Origin of the sequence: Serratia sp. T13T92 (assembly GCF_047530105.1) — a bacterium.
In the GTDB taxonomy this organism is placed as follows: Bacteria; Pseudomonadota; Gammaproteobacteria; order Enterobacterales; family Enterobacteriaceae; genus Chania; species Chania fonticola.
In genome coordinates this window covers 87,938-106,670 of sequence record NZ_JBLJAK010000015.1, presented here as the reverse complement: position 1 = coordinate 106,670, position 18,733 = coordinate 87,938, and the positions used below count along the sequence as shown (strand labels likewise).

Below are 18,733 nucleotides of genomic sequence, written 5' to 3'. Positions count from 1 at the left end.
CAAAAAAAGCGCGTTTAGCGCAATCGTTTCCCTTGTATGGTGCTACTTCCCCGCTTTTCCCCCTTTACGCATATCAAAATCAAAAAATGAGATTTAAAAATCACCTCCTTTTGCTGTTAGCTTTAAAACACCTTACGAACATTAATTTAACATTGATAACTTTTTGATATAAGGAGTGACGATGCGCGTTTTATCTCTAGCTGGCAGCCCAAGGCTACCCTCACGCTCGGCGGCGCTGTTACAACTGAGCCAACGCTGGCTACAACAGCAGCAGGTGGAAGTGATCCCCTATACCCTGCACGATTTTCAGGCGGAAGACCTGCTGCGCGCCAATTTTAACAGCCCTGATATTAAAGCCTTCACCGCGCAACTGGCCGCTGCGGATGGCCTCTTGATCGCCACGCCGGTTTATAAGGCATCGTTTTCTGGCGCGCTGAAAACCTTACTCGATCTGCTTCCTGAACGTGCGCTGGAACACAAAGTGGTTTTGCCGCTGGCCACCGGCGGTTCCATCGGCCACATGCTGGCTGTGGACTATGCGTTGAAACCGGTGCTGACGGCACTGAAAGCCCAGGAGGTGCTGCACGGCGTGTTTGCCGATGACGGCCAGATAGTGCTTAACGGTGAACAGGCCCAGCTATCCGATGGGGTGGCCGCACGCCTGAACGAAGCGTTGGACAGTTTTTATCTGGCGCTCAGCCGCCGTAAACCGCCGGTGCCAAACACCGCCGCCTCTCTGTTAACCCGGCAAACTGCCTAAGGAAATCATCATGCCACTCTCTTTGCGCCGTTGGCTTAACACCGGTGCGCTGGCCGCCATTATGGCGCTGGCGCTGACCAATACCGCTGTCGCACAAGATAACGCACCTGCTCAGTTTCGTATCGGCTACCAAAAAGGTTCGGTGAGTCTGGTGTTGGCCAAAACCCATCAGTTGCTGGAACAGCGTTTCCCCTCCACCAACATCAGCTGGATCGAATTCCCGGCGGGCCCGCAGATGCTCGAGGCGCTGAACGTCGGCAGCATCGATCTGGGCAGCACCGGCGATATCCCGCCAATCTTTGCCCAAGCCGCCGGGGCCGACCTGCTGTACGTCGGCGTAGAGCCGCCAAAACCCAAGGCGGAAGTGATCCTGGTGCCGGAAAATAGCCCGATCCACAGCGTCGCCGAGTTGAAAGGCCACAAAGTAGCCTTCCAGAAAGGCTCCAGCTCACACAACCTGCTACTGCGGGCACTGCAAAGGGACGGCCTGAAGTTTACCGATATACAACCGGTTTATCTGACGCCTGCCGATGCCAGAGCGGCATTCCAACAGGGCAACGTTGATGCCTGGGTGATCTGGGATCCCTACTATTCAGCCGCATTGCTGCAAGGCGGAGTACGGGTGTTGACCGATGGCAGCGAACTGAACCAGACCGGTTCTTTCTACCTGGCCGCTCGCCCTTATACCGAAGCCAACGGCCCGTTCATCCAGCAGGTACTGGCGGTGCTGACCCAGGCCGATGCGCTGACGCAGAGCGATCGGGCGCAGAGCATTACCTTGCTGGCCAAGGCGATGGGCTTACCGGAAGCGGTAATTGCCAGCTATCTGGATCATCGCCCACCGACGGCCATCAAACCCTTAGGGGACGCCACCATTGCTGCCCAGCAAAAAACCGCCGATCTCTTTTTCGCCAACCGGTTGGTTCCGGTTCAGGTCGATATTTCTCAACGCGTCTGGCACCCAGCCGCACAATAATCAGGAGAAAACGCTATGAGCATTAACGTATTCTGGTTTTTACCGACTCACGGAGATGGCCACTATCTGGGGAGTTCAGAAGGGGCACGTGCGGTCGATTACGGTTATCTTCAGCAGATCGCCCAGGCCGCTGATCGGCTCGGTTTCGGCGGCGTGCTGATCCCAACGGGGCGTTCGTGCGAAGACTCTTGGTTAGTTGCCGCTTCGTTAATTCCGGTCACGCAACGGCTAAAATTCCTGGTGGCCCTGCGCCCCGGCATCATATCCCCGACCTTGGCAGCCAGGCAGGCCGCCACGCTAGATCGCCTTTCCAATGGCCGCGCCCTGTTCAATCTGGTGACCGGTGGCGATCCGGAAGAGCTGGCAGCGGAAGGATTACACCTTAACCACACCGAACGCTATGAAGCCTCCGCCGAGTTTACCCACGTATGGCGCAAAGTGCTGGAAGGTGAAACCGTCGATTTCGCCGGTAAGCATATTCAGGTGAAAGGCGCCAAGCTGTTGTTCCCCCCAGTGCAGCAACCTCGCCCACCGCTGTATTTTGGCGGATCCTCAGAAGCAGCACAGGATCTGGCAGCCGAGCAGGTTGAACTGTATCTGACCTGGGGAGAACCCCCTGCCCAAGTGAAAGAAAAAATAGAGGAAGTACGAGCCAAAGCAGCGGCCCTGGGGCGCAAAGTCCGCTTCGGTATCCGCCTGCACGTCATCGTGCGCGAAACCACCGCAGAAGCCTGGCAGGCAGCCGACCGTTTGATCGCCAACCTCGATGATCAAACCATTGCGGATGCACAAAAAGCCTTCGCCCGCTTCGACTCCGTTGGCCAACAACGTATGGCGGCCTTACACGGCGGCAAGAAAGACAATCTGGAAATCAGCCCTAACCTGTGGGCCGGTGTCGGATTGGTGCGTGGCGGTGCAGGCACGGCGTTGGTGGGGGATGGTCCGACGGTCGCTGAGCGTATTCAGGAATATGCCGACCTGGGTATCGATACCTTTATTCTTTCCGGTTACCCGCATCTGGAAGAGGCCTATCGCGTAGGTGAACTGCTGTTCCCGCATCTCGATCTGGCAACCAACGAACAACCAACCCAGTTGCGTGCGATCAAGCCGCAGGGCGAAGCGGTCGCCAATATCTATATCCCACAAAAAGTGTCACAAAGCTGAGGAGAACAGTAATGGCGATCGGTGCACAACAAATTCTGCACCGGCTGGCCCCCTGGGCTTTGCCGGTAGCGCTGGTGATTGGCTGGCAGACCGCCGTTGAGGCTGGCTGGTTATCTAACCGTATCTTGCCCGCGCCGAGCGCCGTAGTGGCTGCCTTTTGGGCCTTAACCAAGAGTGGCGAGCTGTGGCAACACCTGACCATCAGCAGTTGGCGTGCGCTGATTGGCTTCAGTATCGGTGGCAGCATTGGCCTGGTGCTGGGATTCATTACTGGCCTGTCCCGCTGGGGAGAGCGTCTGCTCGACAGTTCGGTACAGATGATCCGTAACGTGCCACATCTGGCGCTGATCCCGTTGGTGATCCTGTGGTTCGGCATCGACGAGTCCGCCAAAATCTTCCTGGTGGCGCTGGGTACGCTATTCCCGATCTATCTGAACACCTACCACGGTATCAAGAATATTGACCGTGGCCTGCTGGAAATGGCGCGCAGCTACGGCCTGAGCGGCTTTAGCCTGTTCACGCAGGTGGTGTTACCCGGCGCGCTGCCTTCGATCATGGTCGGCGTGCGTTTTGCCCTCGGGTTTATGTGGCTGACGCTGATCGTCGCCGAAACCATCTCCGCCAACTCGGGCATCGGTTATCTGGCGATGAACGCCCGTGAATTCCTGCAGACCGACGTGGTGGTGGTCGCCATTATTCTATATGCCCTGCTAGGCAAACTGGCCGATGCCTGCGCACAGCTGCTCGAACGTGTCTGGTTACGCTGGCATCCGGCCTATCAACTGAAATCAGGAGAAGCATAATGACGGCACCGACTCGCATCCCGCAAGGCACCCCCATTACGCTGGAAGCCATCGCCAAACGTTATGGCAACCGCACCGTGCTGGACGATCTGCAACTCCGCATCACCGCGGGCCAGTTTGTGGCCGTGGTTGGCCGCAGCGGCTGTGGTAAAAGCACCTTATTACGCCTGCTCGCAGGGCTGGAAACGGCTAACAGCGGGACCCTGGTGAGTGGTAATGCTCCGCTCAGCCACGCCAAAGACGATACCCGTCTGATGTTTCAGGATGCTCGCCTGCTGCCGTGGAAAAAGGTGATCGATAACGTGGGGCTTGGCCTACGCGGTAACTGGCGTGATGCTGCATTGCAGGCGTTAACCACCGTTGGGCTGGCCGACCGTGCCAATGAATGGCCGGCCGCGCTGTCTGGCGGGCAGAAACAGCGTGTCGCCCTGGCCCGTGCGTTGATCCATCGCCCACGGCTGTTGCTGTTGGATGAACCCTTGGGGGCACTGGATGCGTTAACGCGTATAGAAATGCAGGGGCTGATCGAAACGCTATGGCAACAGCATGGCTTCACCGTACTGCTGGTCACGCATGACGTTAGTGAGGCGATCGCACTGGCCGATCGGGTGCTGTTAATCGAAGAAGGACGTATCGGGCTGGATCTGACTATTGATTTGCCACGGCCGCGCCGCAAAGGTTCGGCAAAGCTGGCGGAGTTGGAAGCAGAAGTGTTGGCAAGAGTGTTGGCACCACCGCAAGCCGTTGGAACTTCCCGCCGGGTGGCGAATTAATCAGGGGACGGCAAATGCCGTCCCCTTGCTTTTTATGCGTCTAACGCCTTGGTGATCTTCTCAAACAGATCGCCAGACAGGTTATCCAGCCCTTTCAACTGCTCCAGCGCCTGACGCATCAACGCCTGACGAGAGGCATCATAGCGCTTCAGACGGATCAGAGGTTCAATCAGCCGCGCGGCAACCTGTGGATTACGCTTGTTCAGATCGCTGAGGATCTCCACCAGGAACTGATAGCCACTGCCGTCTGCCGCATGGAACGCCGCCGGGTTAGCCGAGGCGAACCCACCAATCAGCGAGCGGGTGCGGTTTGGATTACTCAGGCTGAATGAACGGTGTTGCAGCAGCGCACGCACCTTGCCGAGCACGTCTGCCGCCGGGCTGGTGGCCTGGAGGATGAACCACTTGTCCATCACCAGACCATCCTGATGCCAGCGCTCATCAAACTCGGCCATCAAGGCATCACGGCAAGGCAACTGTGCCCCCATCGCCGCAGCCAGTGCAGCCAGCGAATCGGTCATGTTATCGGCCTGCTGGAACTGTTGCACCACCAGCTTGTCGGCCTGCTCTACATCGCCGAAAGCCAGATAGTGCAGACAAATATTGCGCAGCGAACGTTTGGCAATATCGCCGTGCTCAACCCGGTACCCTTCGGTTTTGTTAGCGTGATACACCGCCAGCCACTCATCGGCCAGCTCTTTAGCCAGGCAACGGGTGATCGCTTCATGCACCGCCGAAATGGCTTGCGGATCGATGATGGCGAACAGCTCGGCAATTTCGTTTTCCGATGGCAGCGTGAGGATCTGCGCGGCCAAGGCCGGATCCAGCTTCTCATCCAGCAACACCGCCCGGAAGGCATCTGCCACATGCAGCGGCAGCGACAATGGTTGCTTTTGCTGATATTTGGCGACGTTCAGCTTGATGTAGATGGCCAGCAGGCTCTGCGCGGCATCCCAGCGGGAAAACTCATTGCGCGCATGCTGCATCAGGAAGGTCAGTTGCTGATCGCTGTACGGATAATCCAGCTTGACCGGTGCCGAGAACTCACGCAGCAGCGAAGGAACCGGCTTATGCGCGACGCCATCAAACACAAAAGTCTGTTCGGCGGCGGTGACGTTCAACACGTTATTGACCGGGGAACCGTCTTTCTGCAAGGCAATGACGTTGCCTTCGCTGTCGTAAAGCTCAATATCTAATGGGATATGTAACGGCAGTTTTTCTGGCTGATCGGCCGTCGGCGCGGTTTTCTGGCTGACGTGCAAGCGGTATTGCTGATCCTCGGCGCTATAGTCATCACGCACCGTCAGCAACGGCGTACCAGACTGGCTGTACCAGCGGCGGAACAGCGACAGATCGACGTTGGAAGCGTCTTCCATTGCCTGCACAAAATCATCGCAGGTGGCCGCACTGCCGTCGTGACGTTCGAAATAGAGCTGCATCCCCGCCTGGAACTGTTGTTCCCCCAGCAGCGTGTGCAACATGCGGATCACTTCGGATCCTTTCTCATACACCGTCAAGGTGTAGAAGTTGTTCATCTCGATCACTTTATCCGGCCGGATCGCGTGCGCCATCGGGCTGGCGTCTTCGGCGAACTGCGCCCCACGCATCACCCGCACGTTATCGATGCGGTTGACTGAACGGGAGCCCAGGTCGGAGCTGAACTCCTGATCGCGGAACACCGTCAGCCCTTCTTTCAGGCTCAGTTGGAACCAGTCGCGGCAGGTCACGCGGTTGCCGGTCCAGTTATGGAAATATTCGTGGCCGATCACCGCTTCAATATTCAGGTAATCCTTGTCGGTGGCGGTTTCGGCCTTGGCCAACACATACTTCGAGTTAAAGATATTTAACCCTTTGTTCTCCATCGCCCCCATGTTGAAGAAATCCACGGCGACGATCATGTAGATATCCAGATCGTATTCCAGGCCAAAGCGGGTTTCGTCCCACTTCATCGAGTTTTTCAGCGAGGTCATGGCCCAGTCGGCACGATCCAGGTTGCCACGATCGACAAACAGCTCCAAGGCCACCTTACGACCAGAACGGGTGGTGAAGCTATCGCGCAACACGTCGAAATCCCCTGCCACCAGCGCAAACAGATAGCTAGGCTTAGGGAACGGATCCTGCCATTGTACCCAGTGACGGCCATCTGCCAGGTCACCCTCAGCCACCCGGTTACCGTTCGACAGCAGGAACGGATAACGCGCTTTATCGGCGACGATGCGGGTTGTGAAACGGGCCAGCACGTCTGGGCGATCCAGATAGAAGGTGATATGGCGGAAGCCTTCGGCCTCGCATTGGGTGCACAGCGCTTCGCCAGACAGGTATAGCCCTTCCAACGCGCTATTTTTGGCCGGATGGATGTCGTTGACGATCGTCAGGGTAAACTGGGCAGGTAGCTGTTCGATCACCAGTTGGTTTTCTTGCTGGTGATAGGCGCTCCACGGCTGCCCATCCACTTGAATACTCACCAGAGTCAGGTCTTCGCCATTCAACGTTAACGGGGCACCGGCGGCACCCTGCCGTTTGATCTGGCTGACGGCGGTAACGCGCGTGGTGTCTGCATCCAGTTCAAAATCCAGGTCGATATCGGTGATGGTATAATCTGGGGCGCGATAATCGTGGCGATACTTCGCCTGTGGCTGTTGTGTCATAAAAACCCTTTGACGTCTCAGTGAGTTACAGATCCCGGACTCGGAGCGTACCGCCGTCCAGGACGACGCGGTACCTCAATGGCCCGATTGTGAATAAACTGTATCACAGCTATAAAAAAAACCCAGAAATGGCAGCAAATCGCACCAAGAAATCACACGACTCACGCAGACATTCGCTGTTGTTTGCTATGCTCCAGCTACCCTGGCGCTTCACTTAACGTCAAACTCAGCATTTTATGCTTAAACAGGCGCAGTTCCGTCCCCGTTGACAACCGAATTGCGGAGGAAAACCAGCGGTAGCAATGATATAATCATCCAAGAGCCAGTAGGAGAAACAGATTGGCATGAAAGTAAAATACCTGATCTATTTCTTCACCTTTGCCATCATGCTGTCCTTTGCGGTTTTTATTGCCAATGGGCTGATAAAGGCCCGGAACAGCTATGAGCAAAGCCTGGAAAACCTGTATAAAATCAGCAGGACTAAAGAAGTGGCCGAGGCCTTTCAGGCTACGCTGCTGGCACATCGGTTAAAAAGATTAGGTCTGGCGGATAAATCCGTCACCCAAGCCGAATGGCAGCAGGCCGATAAACAGGCGCGTGATAAAATCGCGATTGTTAAATCCAATGTCGACGCCGATCTCGCCCTGCGCCTAGGCATTCGGCAAAAGATTGCCATACTTTCTATGCTCGATTGGATGGAAAGGCTGCTGGATAACGATTCACGTCAAGTCACGCAAGTCGACACTGCCAACAGCAATCTGTTCAATATCAACAGCGCCTATTATATCGTCCAGACCACCAAAGCCTTCTACCGCTATACCTACGACACCCGGCTGATCAATGCTGACTCATTTCTGTTTTTGGAGGCCGTTCGCCTTAATAACCGGCTGAATATGTCGCTGACCGAGCTGATCGATCAGATTATCGACGTCAATCTCAGCAGCCTGGAACGCAAGAATGCTTATCTGAAGGCCATCCAATTGACCGGGGTATTCACCCCGCTCGGTACCCGTTTGGCGTTCTTAAAGCTGGCCTATAACGATCCGCAGATTGCCGAACTGGTGGATGAGATACTCCGTAACATCTCCAACAATCGGATCAGCAACATTTCCGACGGGTTATATCAAGCCATTACCCACAATACCGTCTATGACATCAACCTGATCGCCAGCTATATCGAAGAAATGGACGAACTTTCTCAAAGACTCTATGAGCGTAGCTTTGAGCTGGAGATGGCCGCTTCCGAAGCCAAAAAGTATGATAGCCAGACGGCCATCTACGGCATGATTTCTCTGAGTGGGCTGATTGCCTTGTTCATCCTGCTGCCTTCCATGATCTTCTGTTCCAACATCACCCGCTGGCTGACCAAAACGCATAAAAATATTCTGCGCCTGTCACAAGGTGATATGAATATTGATGAAAACGACGCTTTTTACAGTAAAGAGTTAATCGCCATCAGTGATGCCATCACCCAGCTCAAACAATACAATCAGGTCAAGATCGCGCTGGAAAACGAAAAGCAGCAGCTAATCAAAGAGCTGGAAGTCTCGTCATTCTTCGATCCCTTGACCAACATTTATAACCGCCGCAAATTTTTCCTCGAGTGTGAGATGCTCGCCCAGAGTAGTTACCCGCTGGCGTTCTGTCTGATCGATATCGATAACTTCAAGCGTCTTAACGATACCTATGGCCACGATGTCGGCGACCGAGTGCTGGTGATGTTCGCCCAGTCGTTAAGTAACACCTTCCGTTCCAGCGATATCTTTTGCCGCTATGGCGGTGAGGAGTTTGCCCTGCTGCTCGGCCACTGTTCCCTGGAAAATGCCCGCAGCATGATGGAAGCGCTGCGTGAGCAAACCCAACAGATGTGCCTGGAGTTGCTCAACGGAAAACGGGTGCGCTTTACCATCAGCTGTGGTATTGCCGCCGTAGGCGATCTGGCACAACTGCATCCAGCCATCAAACAGGCCGACGAAGCGCTCTATTTTTGTAAGAAGACCGGGCGTAATCGGGTCAGTATTTATACGCCAACCGGTTTTATCTGAATCTGTGTTTAAAATAATTAACCTCATAATTTTTATGAGTAAATCAACTAAGCCATTCAGTTTATTGGATTAAATGGCTTTTTCTGGTTGAGGTTGCGCCGCCGGTAAAATAAAGGCACGTTTTATCCTCGACCCGTTCCGGCCATTTGTGGTGTGATGAGGCTTCAATAACAGGATAATCCGGGTATACTCCCCCCACTTTTTTGATTATCCGGATTTGGACACGCGCCTGACGAGGATGCTGTAACGCGATATGACTCTATACGCTTCCCCGATTTTGACTTCACTGCTTGATACTGACGCCTACAAGCTTCATATGCAGCAAGCAGTGTTCCATCGCTACCCCGCAATTACCGTTGCGGCGGAGTTTCGTTGCCGTGGCGACGAACTGCTGGGCGAATATGCCGACGAGATCCGCGCGCAGGTTGCCATGATGAGCGAGTTGGCGCTAACCAAAGCCGAACACCGCTATCTCTCCAGCCTGCCTTTCTTCCATCAGGATTACCTGAGCTGGCTGCGGGAGTTTCGCTACGATCCGCAGCAGGTCAGCATTAGCAATCACGACGGCAAATTGCATATCCGCATCGCTGGCCCCTGGCGCGAAGTGATTATGTGGGAAGTGCCGTTGTTGGCCGTGATCAGCGAAGTAGTGCATCGCCACCGTTCGCCACAGGCCACGCCAGAGATGGCCATTAGCCAGTTGCGCCAGAACCTGGCGCAGTTCAAGCAACTAAGCGGGGATATTGATATCTCACGCTTCAAGCTGATGGACTTTGGCAGCCGTCGTCGCTTGTCCCGCGAGGTGCAACAGGCCATTGTCAGCACGTTGAAAAACGAATTCCCCTATCTGGTTGGCACCAGTAACTACGATTTGGCGCATCGGTTGGATCTGATCCCGGTTGGCACGCAAGCCCATGAATGGTTCCAGGCTCATCAACAGATTAGCCCGGTGCTGGCTAACAGCCAACGTGCCGCCTTGCAGGCCTGGCTGGATGAATATCCCGATCAGCTCGGCATTGCACTTACCGACTGTATCACCATGGATGCGTTCCTGCGTGATTTCGGCAAGCAGTTTGCCCAGCGTTATCAAGGGTTGCGCCACGACTCTGGCGATCCGATCGAATGGGGTGAAAAAGCCATTGCCCATTACCAGCAATTGGGCATCGATCCCATGAGCAAGACGTTGGTGTTTTCAGACAATCTGGATCTGGATAAGGCGTTGGCGCTGTATCGCCACTTTGATCGGCGTATCAACCTGGCGTTCGGCATCGGTACGCGTCTGACCTGCAATATCCCTGGCGTCAAGCCGTTGAATATCGTGATCAAGCTGGTCGAGTGTAAAGGCAAGCCGGTGGCCAAACTGTCCGATAGCCCAGGCAAAACCATCTGCCAGGACCCTGCGTTTGTCAAAGCGCTGCGCAAAGCCTTCGATCTGCCGCTGGTGAAGAAAGCCAGTTAAGGCGTCCTTCACTCCAACCCTCTCCCGCTGGGAGAGGGAGCGGTACGGAGCTGCATTAAGGAACAGGAGCCAATTGGTGATGCAAACGTGTGGGCATTTTTCGCCAGCGATCCCACTCTTCCTTTATATACCTCCTGTTTTTTTACCTCACTGCAATAAATGTTGTCCCATTCTGTTGATTTCTACTTGTGCTCTGCAACGCGGCAAGTAACATAGCAATATCCCCAAATTCTTGGGTTGTTAGCCTATTTCTGAAAAACTTATAAGAGAGAAATCTATGAGCGTAGTGCCTGTAGTCGACGTACTGCAAGGTCGTGCTGCGGTTGACAGTGAAGTCACCGTGCGCGGTTGGGTACGTACCCGGAGAGATTCTAAAGCTGGTATCTCCTTCCTCGCCGTTTATGACGGCTCCTGCTTTAATCCGTTACAGGCCGTCGTTAATGATTCTCTGCCGAATTATCAGGACGAAGTGTTACGCCTGACCACCGGCTGTTCCATTGAAGTGACCGGTACCGTGGTACCTTCGCCGGGTGAAGGCCAGAGCTTCGAACTGCAGGCCACAGCCATCAAGGTGGTGGGTTGGGTTGACGATCCTGACACCTATCCAATGGCGGCCAAACGCCACAGCATCGAATACCTGCGCGAAGTTGCTCACCTGCGCCCACGCACCAACCTGATTGGCGCGGTTGCCCGCGTTCGCCACACCTTGGCACAGGCAATCCACCGCTACTTCCACGAGAACGGTTATTTCTGGGTTTCCACTCCCCTGATCACTGCCTCAGATACCGAAGGTGCCGGTGAAATGTTCCGCGTCTCCACGCTGGATATGGAAAACCTGCCACGCACCGATAAAGGTGCCGTCGATTTCAGCCAGGATTTCTTCGGTAAAGAAGCCTTCCTGACCGTATCCGGCCAGTTGAACGGCGAAACCTACGCCTGTGCACTGTCAAAAATTTATACCTTTGGCCCCACCTTCCGTGCCGAGAACTCGAACACCAGCCGTCACCTGGCTGAATTCTGGATGATCGAACCGGAAGTCGCCTTTGCTTCCCTGGACGACGTTGCCGGGCTGGCCGAAAGCATGCTGAAGTATGTCTTCCAGGCGGTGCTGGATGAACGTGCCGACGATCTGCAATTCTTTGCTGAGCGTGTAGATAAAGATGCCATCGACCGTCTGAAGCGCTTTGTCTCTTCCGATTTCGCCCAGGTGGACTACACCGAGGCGGTCGAGATCCTGATTGCTTCCGGCCAGACCTTCGAGAACCCGGTTTCCTGGGGTATCGATCTGTCGTCTGAACACGAACGCTATCTGGCCGAGCAACACTTCAAGGCTCCGGTAGTTGTGAAAAACTACCCGAAAGATATCAAAGCCTTCTATATGCGCATGAACGAAGATGGCAAAACCGTCGCGGCGATGGACGTGCTAGCGCCGGGCATTGGTGAAATCATCGGTGGTTCACAGCGTGAAGAACGTCTGGATGTGCTGGATCAGCGTCTGGCAGAGATGGGCCTCAATAAAGAAGATTATTGGTGGTATCGTGACCTGCGCCGCTATGGCACCGTGCCACATTCTGGTTTTGGCTTAGGTTTTGAGCGTTTAATCGCCTATGTGACCGGGGTGCAGAACGTCCGTGACGTGATCCCGTTCCCAAGAACGCCACGTAACGCCAGCTTCTAAGTCATAAAACCCAGCATAACTTAAACATTTTTTTTACATAATAAAGGCCAGCTAAGCTGGCCTTTCGCATTTTTGATTATTGACCTGCATCACAAAGTTCCCTAAAATACACAAATTGTTACATATCGTTGCTTTCTGAAACCAGATTGCGACATTGGTAGCATTTTCGTTCTAGATAAACCTGCCCGTGAATGGAACACTGCGTGCAGACACAGGACGACACCAATCTATCAACAATAGTTCCAAAAGAATTATTGGCGGCAGTGGCAAGGTGTCCGAATAAAACCAATGAGGGTAATAATGATGATGAAGCGCAACATTCTTGCAGTAGTGATCCCAGCTCTGTTAGCAGCTGGTGCAGCCAACGCAGCTGAGATCTACAACAAAGACGGCAACAAACTGGATCTGTACGGTAAAGTTGACGGTCTGCACTACTTCTCTAACGACAAAAACAACGATGGCGACCAGTCATACGTGCGTTTTGGCTTCAAAGGTGAAACCCAGATTACTGACCAACTGACCGGTTACGGCCAGTGGGAATACAACGTGCAAGCTAACCACGCTGAGTCACAAGGTACCGAAGGTACTAAAACTCGTCTGGGCTTCGCGGGTCTGAAATTTGCTGACTACGGTTCATTCGATTACGGTCGTAACTACGGCGTTGTGTATGACGTTGAAGGCTGGACAGATATGCTGCCAGAATTCGGTGGCGATACTTACACCACTACCGACAACTTCATGACTGGCCGTACCAACGGTGTTGCTACTTACCGTAACAACAACTTCTTCGGTATGGTTGATGGCCTGAACTTCGCTGTGCAGTACCAAGGCAAGAACGAAAACGACGGTCGTGCTCTGAAGAAACAAAACGGTGACGGTTGGGGTATCTCCTCTACTTACGCAATCCTGGATTCAGGCGTTAGCGTAGGTGCTGCATACTCTGGTTCTGACCGTACTGACGCTCAGACCAATCTGTCTACTGCTGGTGGTAAAGACGCTGAAGCATGGACCGTTGGTGCTAAATACGACGCCAACAACGTCTACCTGGCAACCATGTATGCTGAAACCCGCAACATGACTCCATACGGCGATTCTTTTGACACTATCGCTAACAAAACTCAGAACTTTGAAGTGGTAGCACAGTACCAGTTCGATTTCGGCCTGCGCCCATCTATCGCTTACCTGCAGTCTAAAGGTAAAAACCTGGGTTCAGCTTACGGCAACGATCAAGACCTGGTTAAATACATTGACGTAGGTACTACTTACTACTTCAACAAAAACATGTCTACCTACGTTGATTACAAAATCAACCTGCTGGACGAAAACGACTTCACTCGTGCTAACAAGATCGCTACTGACAACATCGTAGCTACCGGTCTGGTTTACCAGTTCTAAGTTGTTGCACTTGATGACGGCTCGCCGTCAGCTAAGTTAAAAAACAGGGCTTCGGCCCTGTTTTTGTTTTTAGCGCTTTGCACCATTTTTTATTCTGCCAATCCGCCCTTCCCCGTCATTTTTTGTGCTGAATCTGCCGCCGTCACAAGATCGAGGTGTTTTTCTCGCAAACGGTTGGCAAAGACGATAACTGGCGCTACCCTGATGTTTCTGTCTGCTTAACTCTAGGCCATGGAAGCATCTGACATGTTTGAAAAAATCACCGCTGCACCTGCCGATCCGATTCTGGGTCTGACCGACATTTTCCGCGCCGACAAGCGTGAGAATAAAATCAACCTGGGTATTGGCGTCTATAAAGACGAAACTGGCAAAACGCCGGTGCTGACCAGCGTCAAGAAAGCTGAGCAGTATCTGCTGGAAAATGAGACCACCAAAAACTACCTGGGCATTGAAGGTATTCCTGAATTTGCCAGCTGCACGCAAGAGCTATTGTTCGGCAAGCAGAGCCCAATCATTGCCGACAAGCGTGCCCGTACCGCGCAAACCCCTGGTGGTACCGGTGCCCTGCGTGTCGCGGCCGACTTTATTGCCAACCAGACCAGCGCCAAGCGTATCTGGGTCAGCAACCCAAGCTGGCCAAACCATAAAAACGTCTTTGGTGCCGTTGGCCTGGAAGTGTTGGAATACAACTATTACGACGCCGCCAACCATGCGCTGGACTTTGACGGTCTGCTCACCAGCCTGAACCAGGCTCAGGCCGGCGACGTGGTGCTGTTCCACGGCTGCTGCCATAACCCTACCGGTATCGATCCAACCGAAGCACAATGGGCTCAGTTGGCTGAACTGTCCGTAGCCAAGGGCTGGTTGCCGCTGTTCGACTTCGCTTACCAAGGCTTTGCCAAGGGCTTGGAGGAAGATGCACAGGGTCTGCGTATCTTTGCTGCCAAACATCAGGAACTGATCGTTGCCAGCTCCTACTCGAAGAACTTCGGCCTGTATAACGAGCGTGTCGGTGCCTGCACCGTGGTAGCTGCCGATGCAGAAACCGCCGAGCGCGCCTTCAGCCAGGTGAAAGCCGCGATCCGTGCCAACTACTCGAACCCGCCGTCACACGGTGCGGCCGTAGTTGCTACCATCTTGGGTAACCCGGCGTTGCGCGCCATTTGGGAACAAGAGCTGACTGACATGCGCCAGCGCATTCACCGCATGCGCCAGCTGTTCGTTAATACCCTGCAGGAAAAAGGGGCGGAACAGGATTTCAGCTTCATCATCAACCAGAACGGCATGTTCTCTTTCAGCGGCCTGACCAAAGAGCAGGTTCTGCGTCTGCGTGATGAATTTGGCGTGTATGCCGTTAACTCCGGCCGCGTTAACGTGGCGGGGATGACGCCGGATAATATGGCGCCGCTGTGCGAAGCCATCGTTGCCGTGCTGTAAGCAGTTTTGGCATTGAAAAAGGGGCGCATTTGCGCCCCTTGAGACTGCTGACAAACCCTCACCGGGCTTACAATGTAGGGGCGCTGCATGCTGCGCCCGTCTGGATAATCAATGGGTTAGCAAATACTGGTATAGATAGATCCCGACCAATTCAGCAATATTGCCACTTTGTCATCAATCTGAAGGGGCGCATTTGCGCCCCTTTGTTATTTATCGGGAAGTACCCTTACCAGATGGCCGGTTCTTCGCGCAGGAACGGGTTGGTTTGACGTTCATGGCCAAAGGTAGACATCGGGCCATGTCCTGGAATAAACGCCATATCATCGCCCTGAGGCAGTAATTTGTTACGGATTGAAGCGATTAGCGCCTGATGGTCACCGCGCGGGAAATCACTGCGGCCAACGCCACCGTTGAACAACACGTCACCCACTAATGCCAAACGCGCCTGTTCGTTGATAAAAACGATATGACCAGGCGTATGACCAGGGCAATGCAGTACGTTCAGCGACATTTCGCCCACCTGCACTTTATCCCCCTCTTCCAGCCATTTGGTCGGCGTTAGAGCGGCGCATTCATCCAGGCCAAACATACGGCTCTGTGCTGGCAAACCTTCAAGCCAAAAGGCATCTTCCTTATCCGGCCCATAGATTGGCACCTGATAATGTTCGGCCATTTCTGCCGCTGCGCCTACGTGATCGAGATGGCCGTGCGTCAGCAAAATCTGGCTGACCTGCACGCCCTTTTCGGCAATGGCGGCCTTCAGTTTTTCCGGATCGCCACCAGGATCGACCAGCGCCGCCTGTTTGGTCACGTCGCACCAGATGAGCGTACAGTTCTGACTGAACGCCGTAACGGGGATAATATGGTATTTCATAAAGCTCCAACGACAACGGCACCACGCCCAAGGGGCGGGTGCCATTCAGCGATCATGATGCACAATGATTACCAGGTCCGCACCGGGCCGGTATCGATGTGCACAAAGTTACTACGTGGATAATAGCCTACCCCGCCAGCGCGCATTTTTAACGCGGCCTTACGGATATTACTCAGCTGGATCCCTTCGATATGGAAATCCATCGCCTGGCCTTTGGTGTGGTAGCTCTGCTTGGCCACGCCACGGCTGTGCTCACGCATTTCGGTGTTGGTCGCCATTGAACGGTAGCCGGAAATCAGCTGTACCGGTTTGCTGGTGCCCAACATCACCTGTAGGCGATAGAGATGATCAAACAGAGCCGGATCGATGCTCTTGACCTTGTTGGCCCGATAGTCACGGAAGATATGGTTCAGGCGCACCAATTCTTCTTTATTGTAACCTTTACCGTTGAAGAACTCGGCCTTGATGGATTCGCCAGTATTGAGGTTGTTCAACAACAGAATACGTGGGCGAGCGGTAGAAAGACTGGCAAACGCTTGCCCTGGGAGCAGCGCGATACCCACGGCGGCGCTACCTAACGCCAACCATTTACGGCGATGATGATCAATTTTGTCCATGACTCTTTTAAACCCGGCAAGAATGTCAAAATATATGCACAAAACTGCGCACTGCCCGAACCATAACCGCCAGCGTATGCGGAGTCAACCCGCGATACGCTGTGGTTTACCAGTGCTCACAAAAAACAGAGCCTGCTACTGGCCAGACATTCAGACCGTTATTTATCTAGAATTACTGCATTTATTGCATCAATTTTTCGGCCTGAGCCAAAATTTGTGCACCCGATCTCACTGTCGCATCATAATTGTAAATATCTGTGCGGAACTGTGGCTTACCATCATCAGAGACCCAAGCCGTCAGATAATACAGCTGCACCGGGATGTTCTGGCGGATGTTCACATACGTCGTATTGCCGCCTTTCAGCGTGGAGGAAACACGCGCGTTGTTCCAACCGGCATCCTGCAACAACATATTGGCCAAATCGGAAGCCTTGTTAACGCGCACACAGCCAGAGCTTAACGCCCGGATATCCTTCTGGAACAGGCCGTGGTTCGGAGTGTCATGCAGATAGATGGCATCCGAGCTCGGCATGTTGAATTTGAAACGCCCTAACGAGTTGCTGCTCCCCGGTGCCTGCTGGATACGGTAAGGGAAGTTGCGTGGTGAAACCACACTCCAGTCAATCATTGCCGGATCGATCACTTGCGCATCGTTGCTCCAGCCAGAGAATACACGGTAGCCGTGTTTCTGGAAGTAGCTGGCATCATGCATGGCCTTGGGCACGATATCTTCACGGATCAGCTTGGTTGGCACGTTCCACGGCGGGTTGACCACCACGTTATTCAGCGCGCTGCTCATCAATGGTGTTTTGCGGCTCGGACGGCCAACAATCACCCGCGAAGATAACACTTCATTACCATTCAGATAGTAGGTGAGCGAGTAGTTCGGGATGTTGACCATAATGCCGGTATCAACGTGCCCTGGCAGAATGCGCAGGCGCTGGATATTCAACGCCAGCAGTGAAGCACGAGTTTGCGGCGAAACGTTCAGCCATTCACGCGTCCGGGCACCGATGACGCCATCAGGCGTCAGCCCTTGCCAGGTTTGGAAGCGTTTGACCCCTTCCACCAGATCTTCGGTGTAACGATTATCCATAACCGAAACCGGACTGGCAGGTTGTACCTGCGCGGTCGCTTCTGGAGAGGGAGCAAGATCTTTGATCGATGCCGCGCCCGGGCTAACGACAGCCACTGCGGTAGCGCGATCCTTCTCTTCATCCACCGACAGATCGTCATCCGCCGCTGGGGTCGTCGCGCTGGCGTTGGTGACTTGAGGCTCAGGCGAAGCAGATGCTACCGCCGGAGTGGCGATTAGCATTCCGGTACGCGCCAGAATATCGCGCAGTGCGGGAATATCGTCGCTGAGCTGACCGGGACGCAGGCTTGCGCCATTGGTCATTTGTGGCCACGGGCGCCCAGCCGCCAGCATTTCGCGCAGCGCCAAATGCATTTTGGCGTACTGAGGGTGCTGCGGGGCCAACGAATTAATATACGCCAGCGTTTTGCCCTGATGTATCGAGAGCTGCCACTGGTTGATCACCGTATTCGCTGGCACCTTCAGCTTGTAAGGAACATTGCTGTACAGCCAGTTGTTGCCGTTGGCCCCGATTGAGGAGACAAACTGCAAATAACCTAGCATCGCATCCGACAGCACAATATCACGTGCCATATCGGTGATGAGTGGATCGGTCAGCAGTTTTACCCATTGAGTAAACTGCGGCTGTACGCCAGAAATGGCCAACTCAGCCAGTTGCTGTTGAAATTGCTGTACCGCTTCCCGATCTTGCCACATAGGTTGCATCTGGTTGGCGGCGTACAGCGGTGCCAACGTGGAGAGATAATACGGCACAACGCTTTTCGGCAATGCCGCCAGCAGTTCGGCACGACTTTGTGCCACGGACATTCCCGATGACGATGACGCCACCGGTAACGCCGGTACAGTTGCCCATGCGGAAAACGACACGGCAAAACCACACGCTATTGCGCAACTCAATGCCAGACGTCGTACTGAGTTTCCATTTTTAAGCAACATCCCTTGCCCCCTGTAGGCTCACAAAAATACCGCACGGACTATTATTAGTTTCAGTATACAAACAGAACGGCG

Annotated in this window: 14 protein-coding genes; 10 read left to right on the top strand and 4 right to left on the bottom strand. The window is 54.0% G+C overall.

Annotation, left to right across the window (positions count from 1 at the left end):
* Positions 1–181: 181 nt before the first annotated feature.
* From ssuE to ssuB, 5 genes are read left to right on the top strand one after another with little or no spacing between them, the layout of a single operon-like run.
* Complete coding sequence (gene ssuE / locus ACMV5I_RS15760; RefSeq protein ID WP_414824777.1) at positions 182–760, top strand: NADPH-dependent FMN reductase; 579 nt, start codon at positions 182–184, stop codon at positions 758–760.
* 10 nt (positions 761–770) lie between these two features.
* On the top strand, positions 771–1,736 hold the full coding sequence (locus ACMV5I_RS15755; protein ID WP_414824776.1) for a sulfonate ABC transporter substrate-binding protein: 966 nt from the start codon (positions 771–773) through the stop codon (positions 1,734–1,736).
* Positions 1,737–1,751: 15 nt separating this feature from the next.
* Complete coding sequence (gene ssuD, locus ACMV5I_RS15750) at positions 1,752–2,900, top strand: FMNH2-dependent alkanesulfonate monooxygenase (protein WP_414824775.1); 1,149 nt, start codon at positions 1,752–1,754, stop codon at positions 2,898–2,900.
* 11 nt (positions 2,901–2,911) lie between these two features.
* On the top strand, positions 2,912–3,703 hold the full coding sequence (gene ssuC / locus ACMV5I_RS15745; protein WP_046808141.1) for an aliphatic sulfonate ABC transporter permease SsuC: 792 nt from the start codon (positions 2,912–2,914) through the stop codon (positions 3,701–3,703).
* Positions 3,703–4,476, top strand: a complete 774-nt coding sequence (gene ssuB, locus ACMV5I_RS15740; RefSeq protein ID WP_414824774.1) for an aliphatic sulfonates ABC transporter ATP-binding protein — start codon at positions 3,703–3,705, stop codon at positions 4,474–4,476. The genes ssuC and ssuB overlap by 1 nt, the downstream gene beginning before the upstream one ends.
* Before the next feature lie 32 nt (positions 4,477–4,508).
* Here the strand turns inward: ssuB and pepN are convergent, their stop codons facing one another.
* Entirely contained in the window at positions 4,509–7,124 is a 2,616-nt protein-coding gene (pepN, locus tag ACMV5I_RS15735) for an aminopeptidase N (protein WP_284121951.1), read from the bottom strand.
* A gap of 344 nt (positions 7,125–7,468) precedes the next feature.
* On the opposite strand from pepN, the gene ACMV5I_RS15730 reads away from it, so the two are divergent.
* The 5 genes from ACMV5I_RS15730 to ACMV5I_RS15710 all read left to right on the top strand — a co-directional run bounded on the left by ACMV5I_RS15730 (position 7,469) and on the right by ACMV5I_RS15710 (position 15,138).
* Positions 7,469–9,169 (top strand): GGDEF domain-containing protein, encoded by a 1,701-nt coding sequence (locus tag ACMV5I_RS15730; protein WP_414824773.1) that lies wholly within the window; start codon positions 7,469–7,471, stop codon positions 9,167–9,169.
* A 253-nt stretch (positions 9,170–9,422) separates the two neighbouring features.
* A complete protein-coding gene (gene pncB, locus ACMV5I_RS15725) occupies positions 9,423–10,628 on the top strand; it encodes a nicotinate phosphoribosyltransferase (RefSeq protein ID WP_414824772.1) in 1,206 nt (401 codons plus the stop codon).
* Positions 10,629–10,905: 277 nt separating this feature from the next.
* Positions 10,906–12,306 (top strand): asparagine--tRNA ligase, encoded by a 1,401-nt coding sequence (gene asnS, locus ACMV5I_RS15720; RefSeq protein WP_141131828.1) that lies wholly within the window; start codon positions 10,906–10,908, stop codon positions 12,304–12,306.
* 303 nt (positions 12,307–12,609) lie between these two features.
* Positions 12,610–13,701 (top strand): porin OmpC, encoded by a 1,092-nt coding sequence (gene ompC, locus ACMV5I_RS15715; protein WP_414824784.1) that lies wholly within the window; start codon positions 12,610–12,612, stop codon positions 13,699–13,701.
* 246 nt (positions 13,702–13,947) lie between these two features.
* Complete coding sequence (locus tag ACMV5I_RS15710; protein ID WP_024484587.1) at positions 13,948–15,138, top strand: amino acid aminotransferase; 1,191 nt, start codon at positions 13,948–13,950, stop codon at positions 15,136–15,138.
* A gap of 226 nt (positions 15,139–15,364) precedes the next feature.
* Here ACMV5I_RS15710 and ACMV5I_RS15705 read toward each other — a convergent pair whose 3' ends face one another.
* From ACMV5I_RS15705 to ldtD, 3 genes are all read right to left on the bottom strand, one after another.
* Entirely contained in the window at positions 15,365–16,012 is a 648-nt protein-coding gene (locus ACMV5I_RS15705; RefSeq protein WP_021804900.1) for an MBL fold metallo-hydrolase, read from the bottom strand.
* A gap of 68 nt (positions 16,013–16,080) precedes the next feature.
* A complete protein-coding gene (locus tag ACMV5I_RS15700) occupies positions 16,081–16,629 on the bottom strand; it encodes a YcbK family protein (protein ID WP_121606476.1) in 549 nt (182 codons plus the stop codon).
* 181 nt (positions 16,630–16,810) lie between these two features.
* Entirely contained in the window at positions 16,811–18,661 is a 1,851-nt protein-coding gene (gene ldtD / locus ACMV5I_RS15695) for a L,D-transpeptidase (protein WP_202712292.1), read from the bottom strand.
* Between the last annotated feature and the right edge of the window lie 72 nt (positions 18,662–18,733).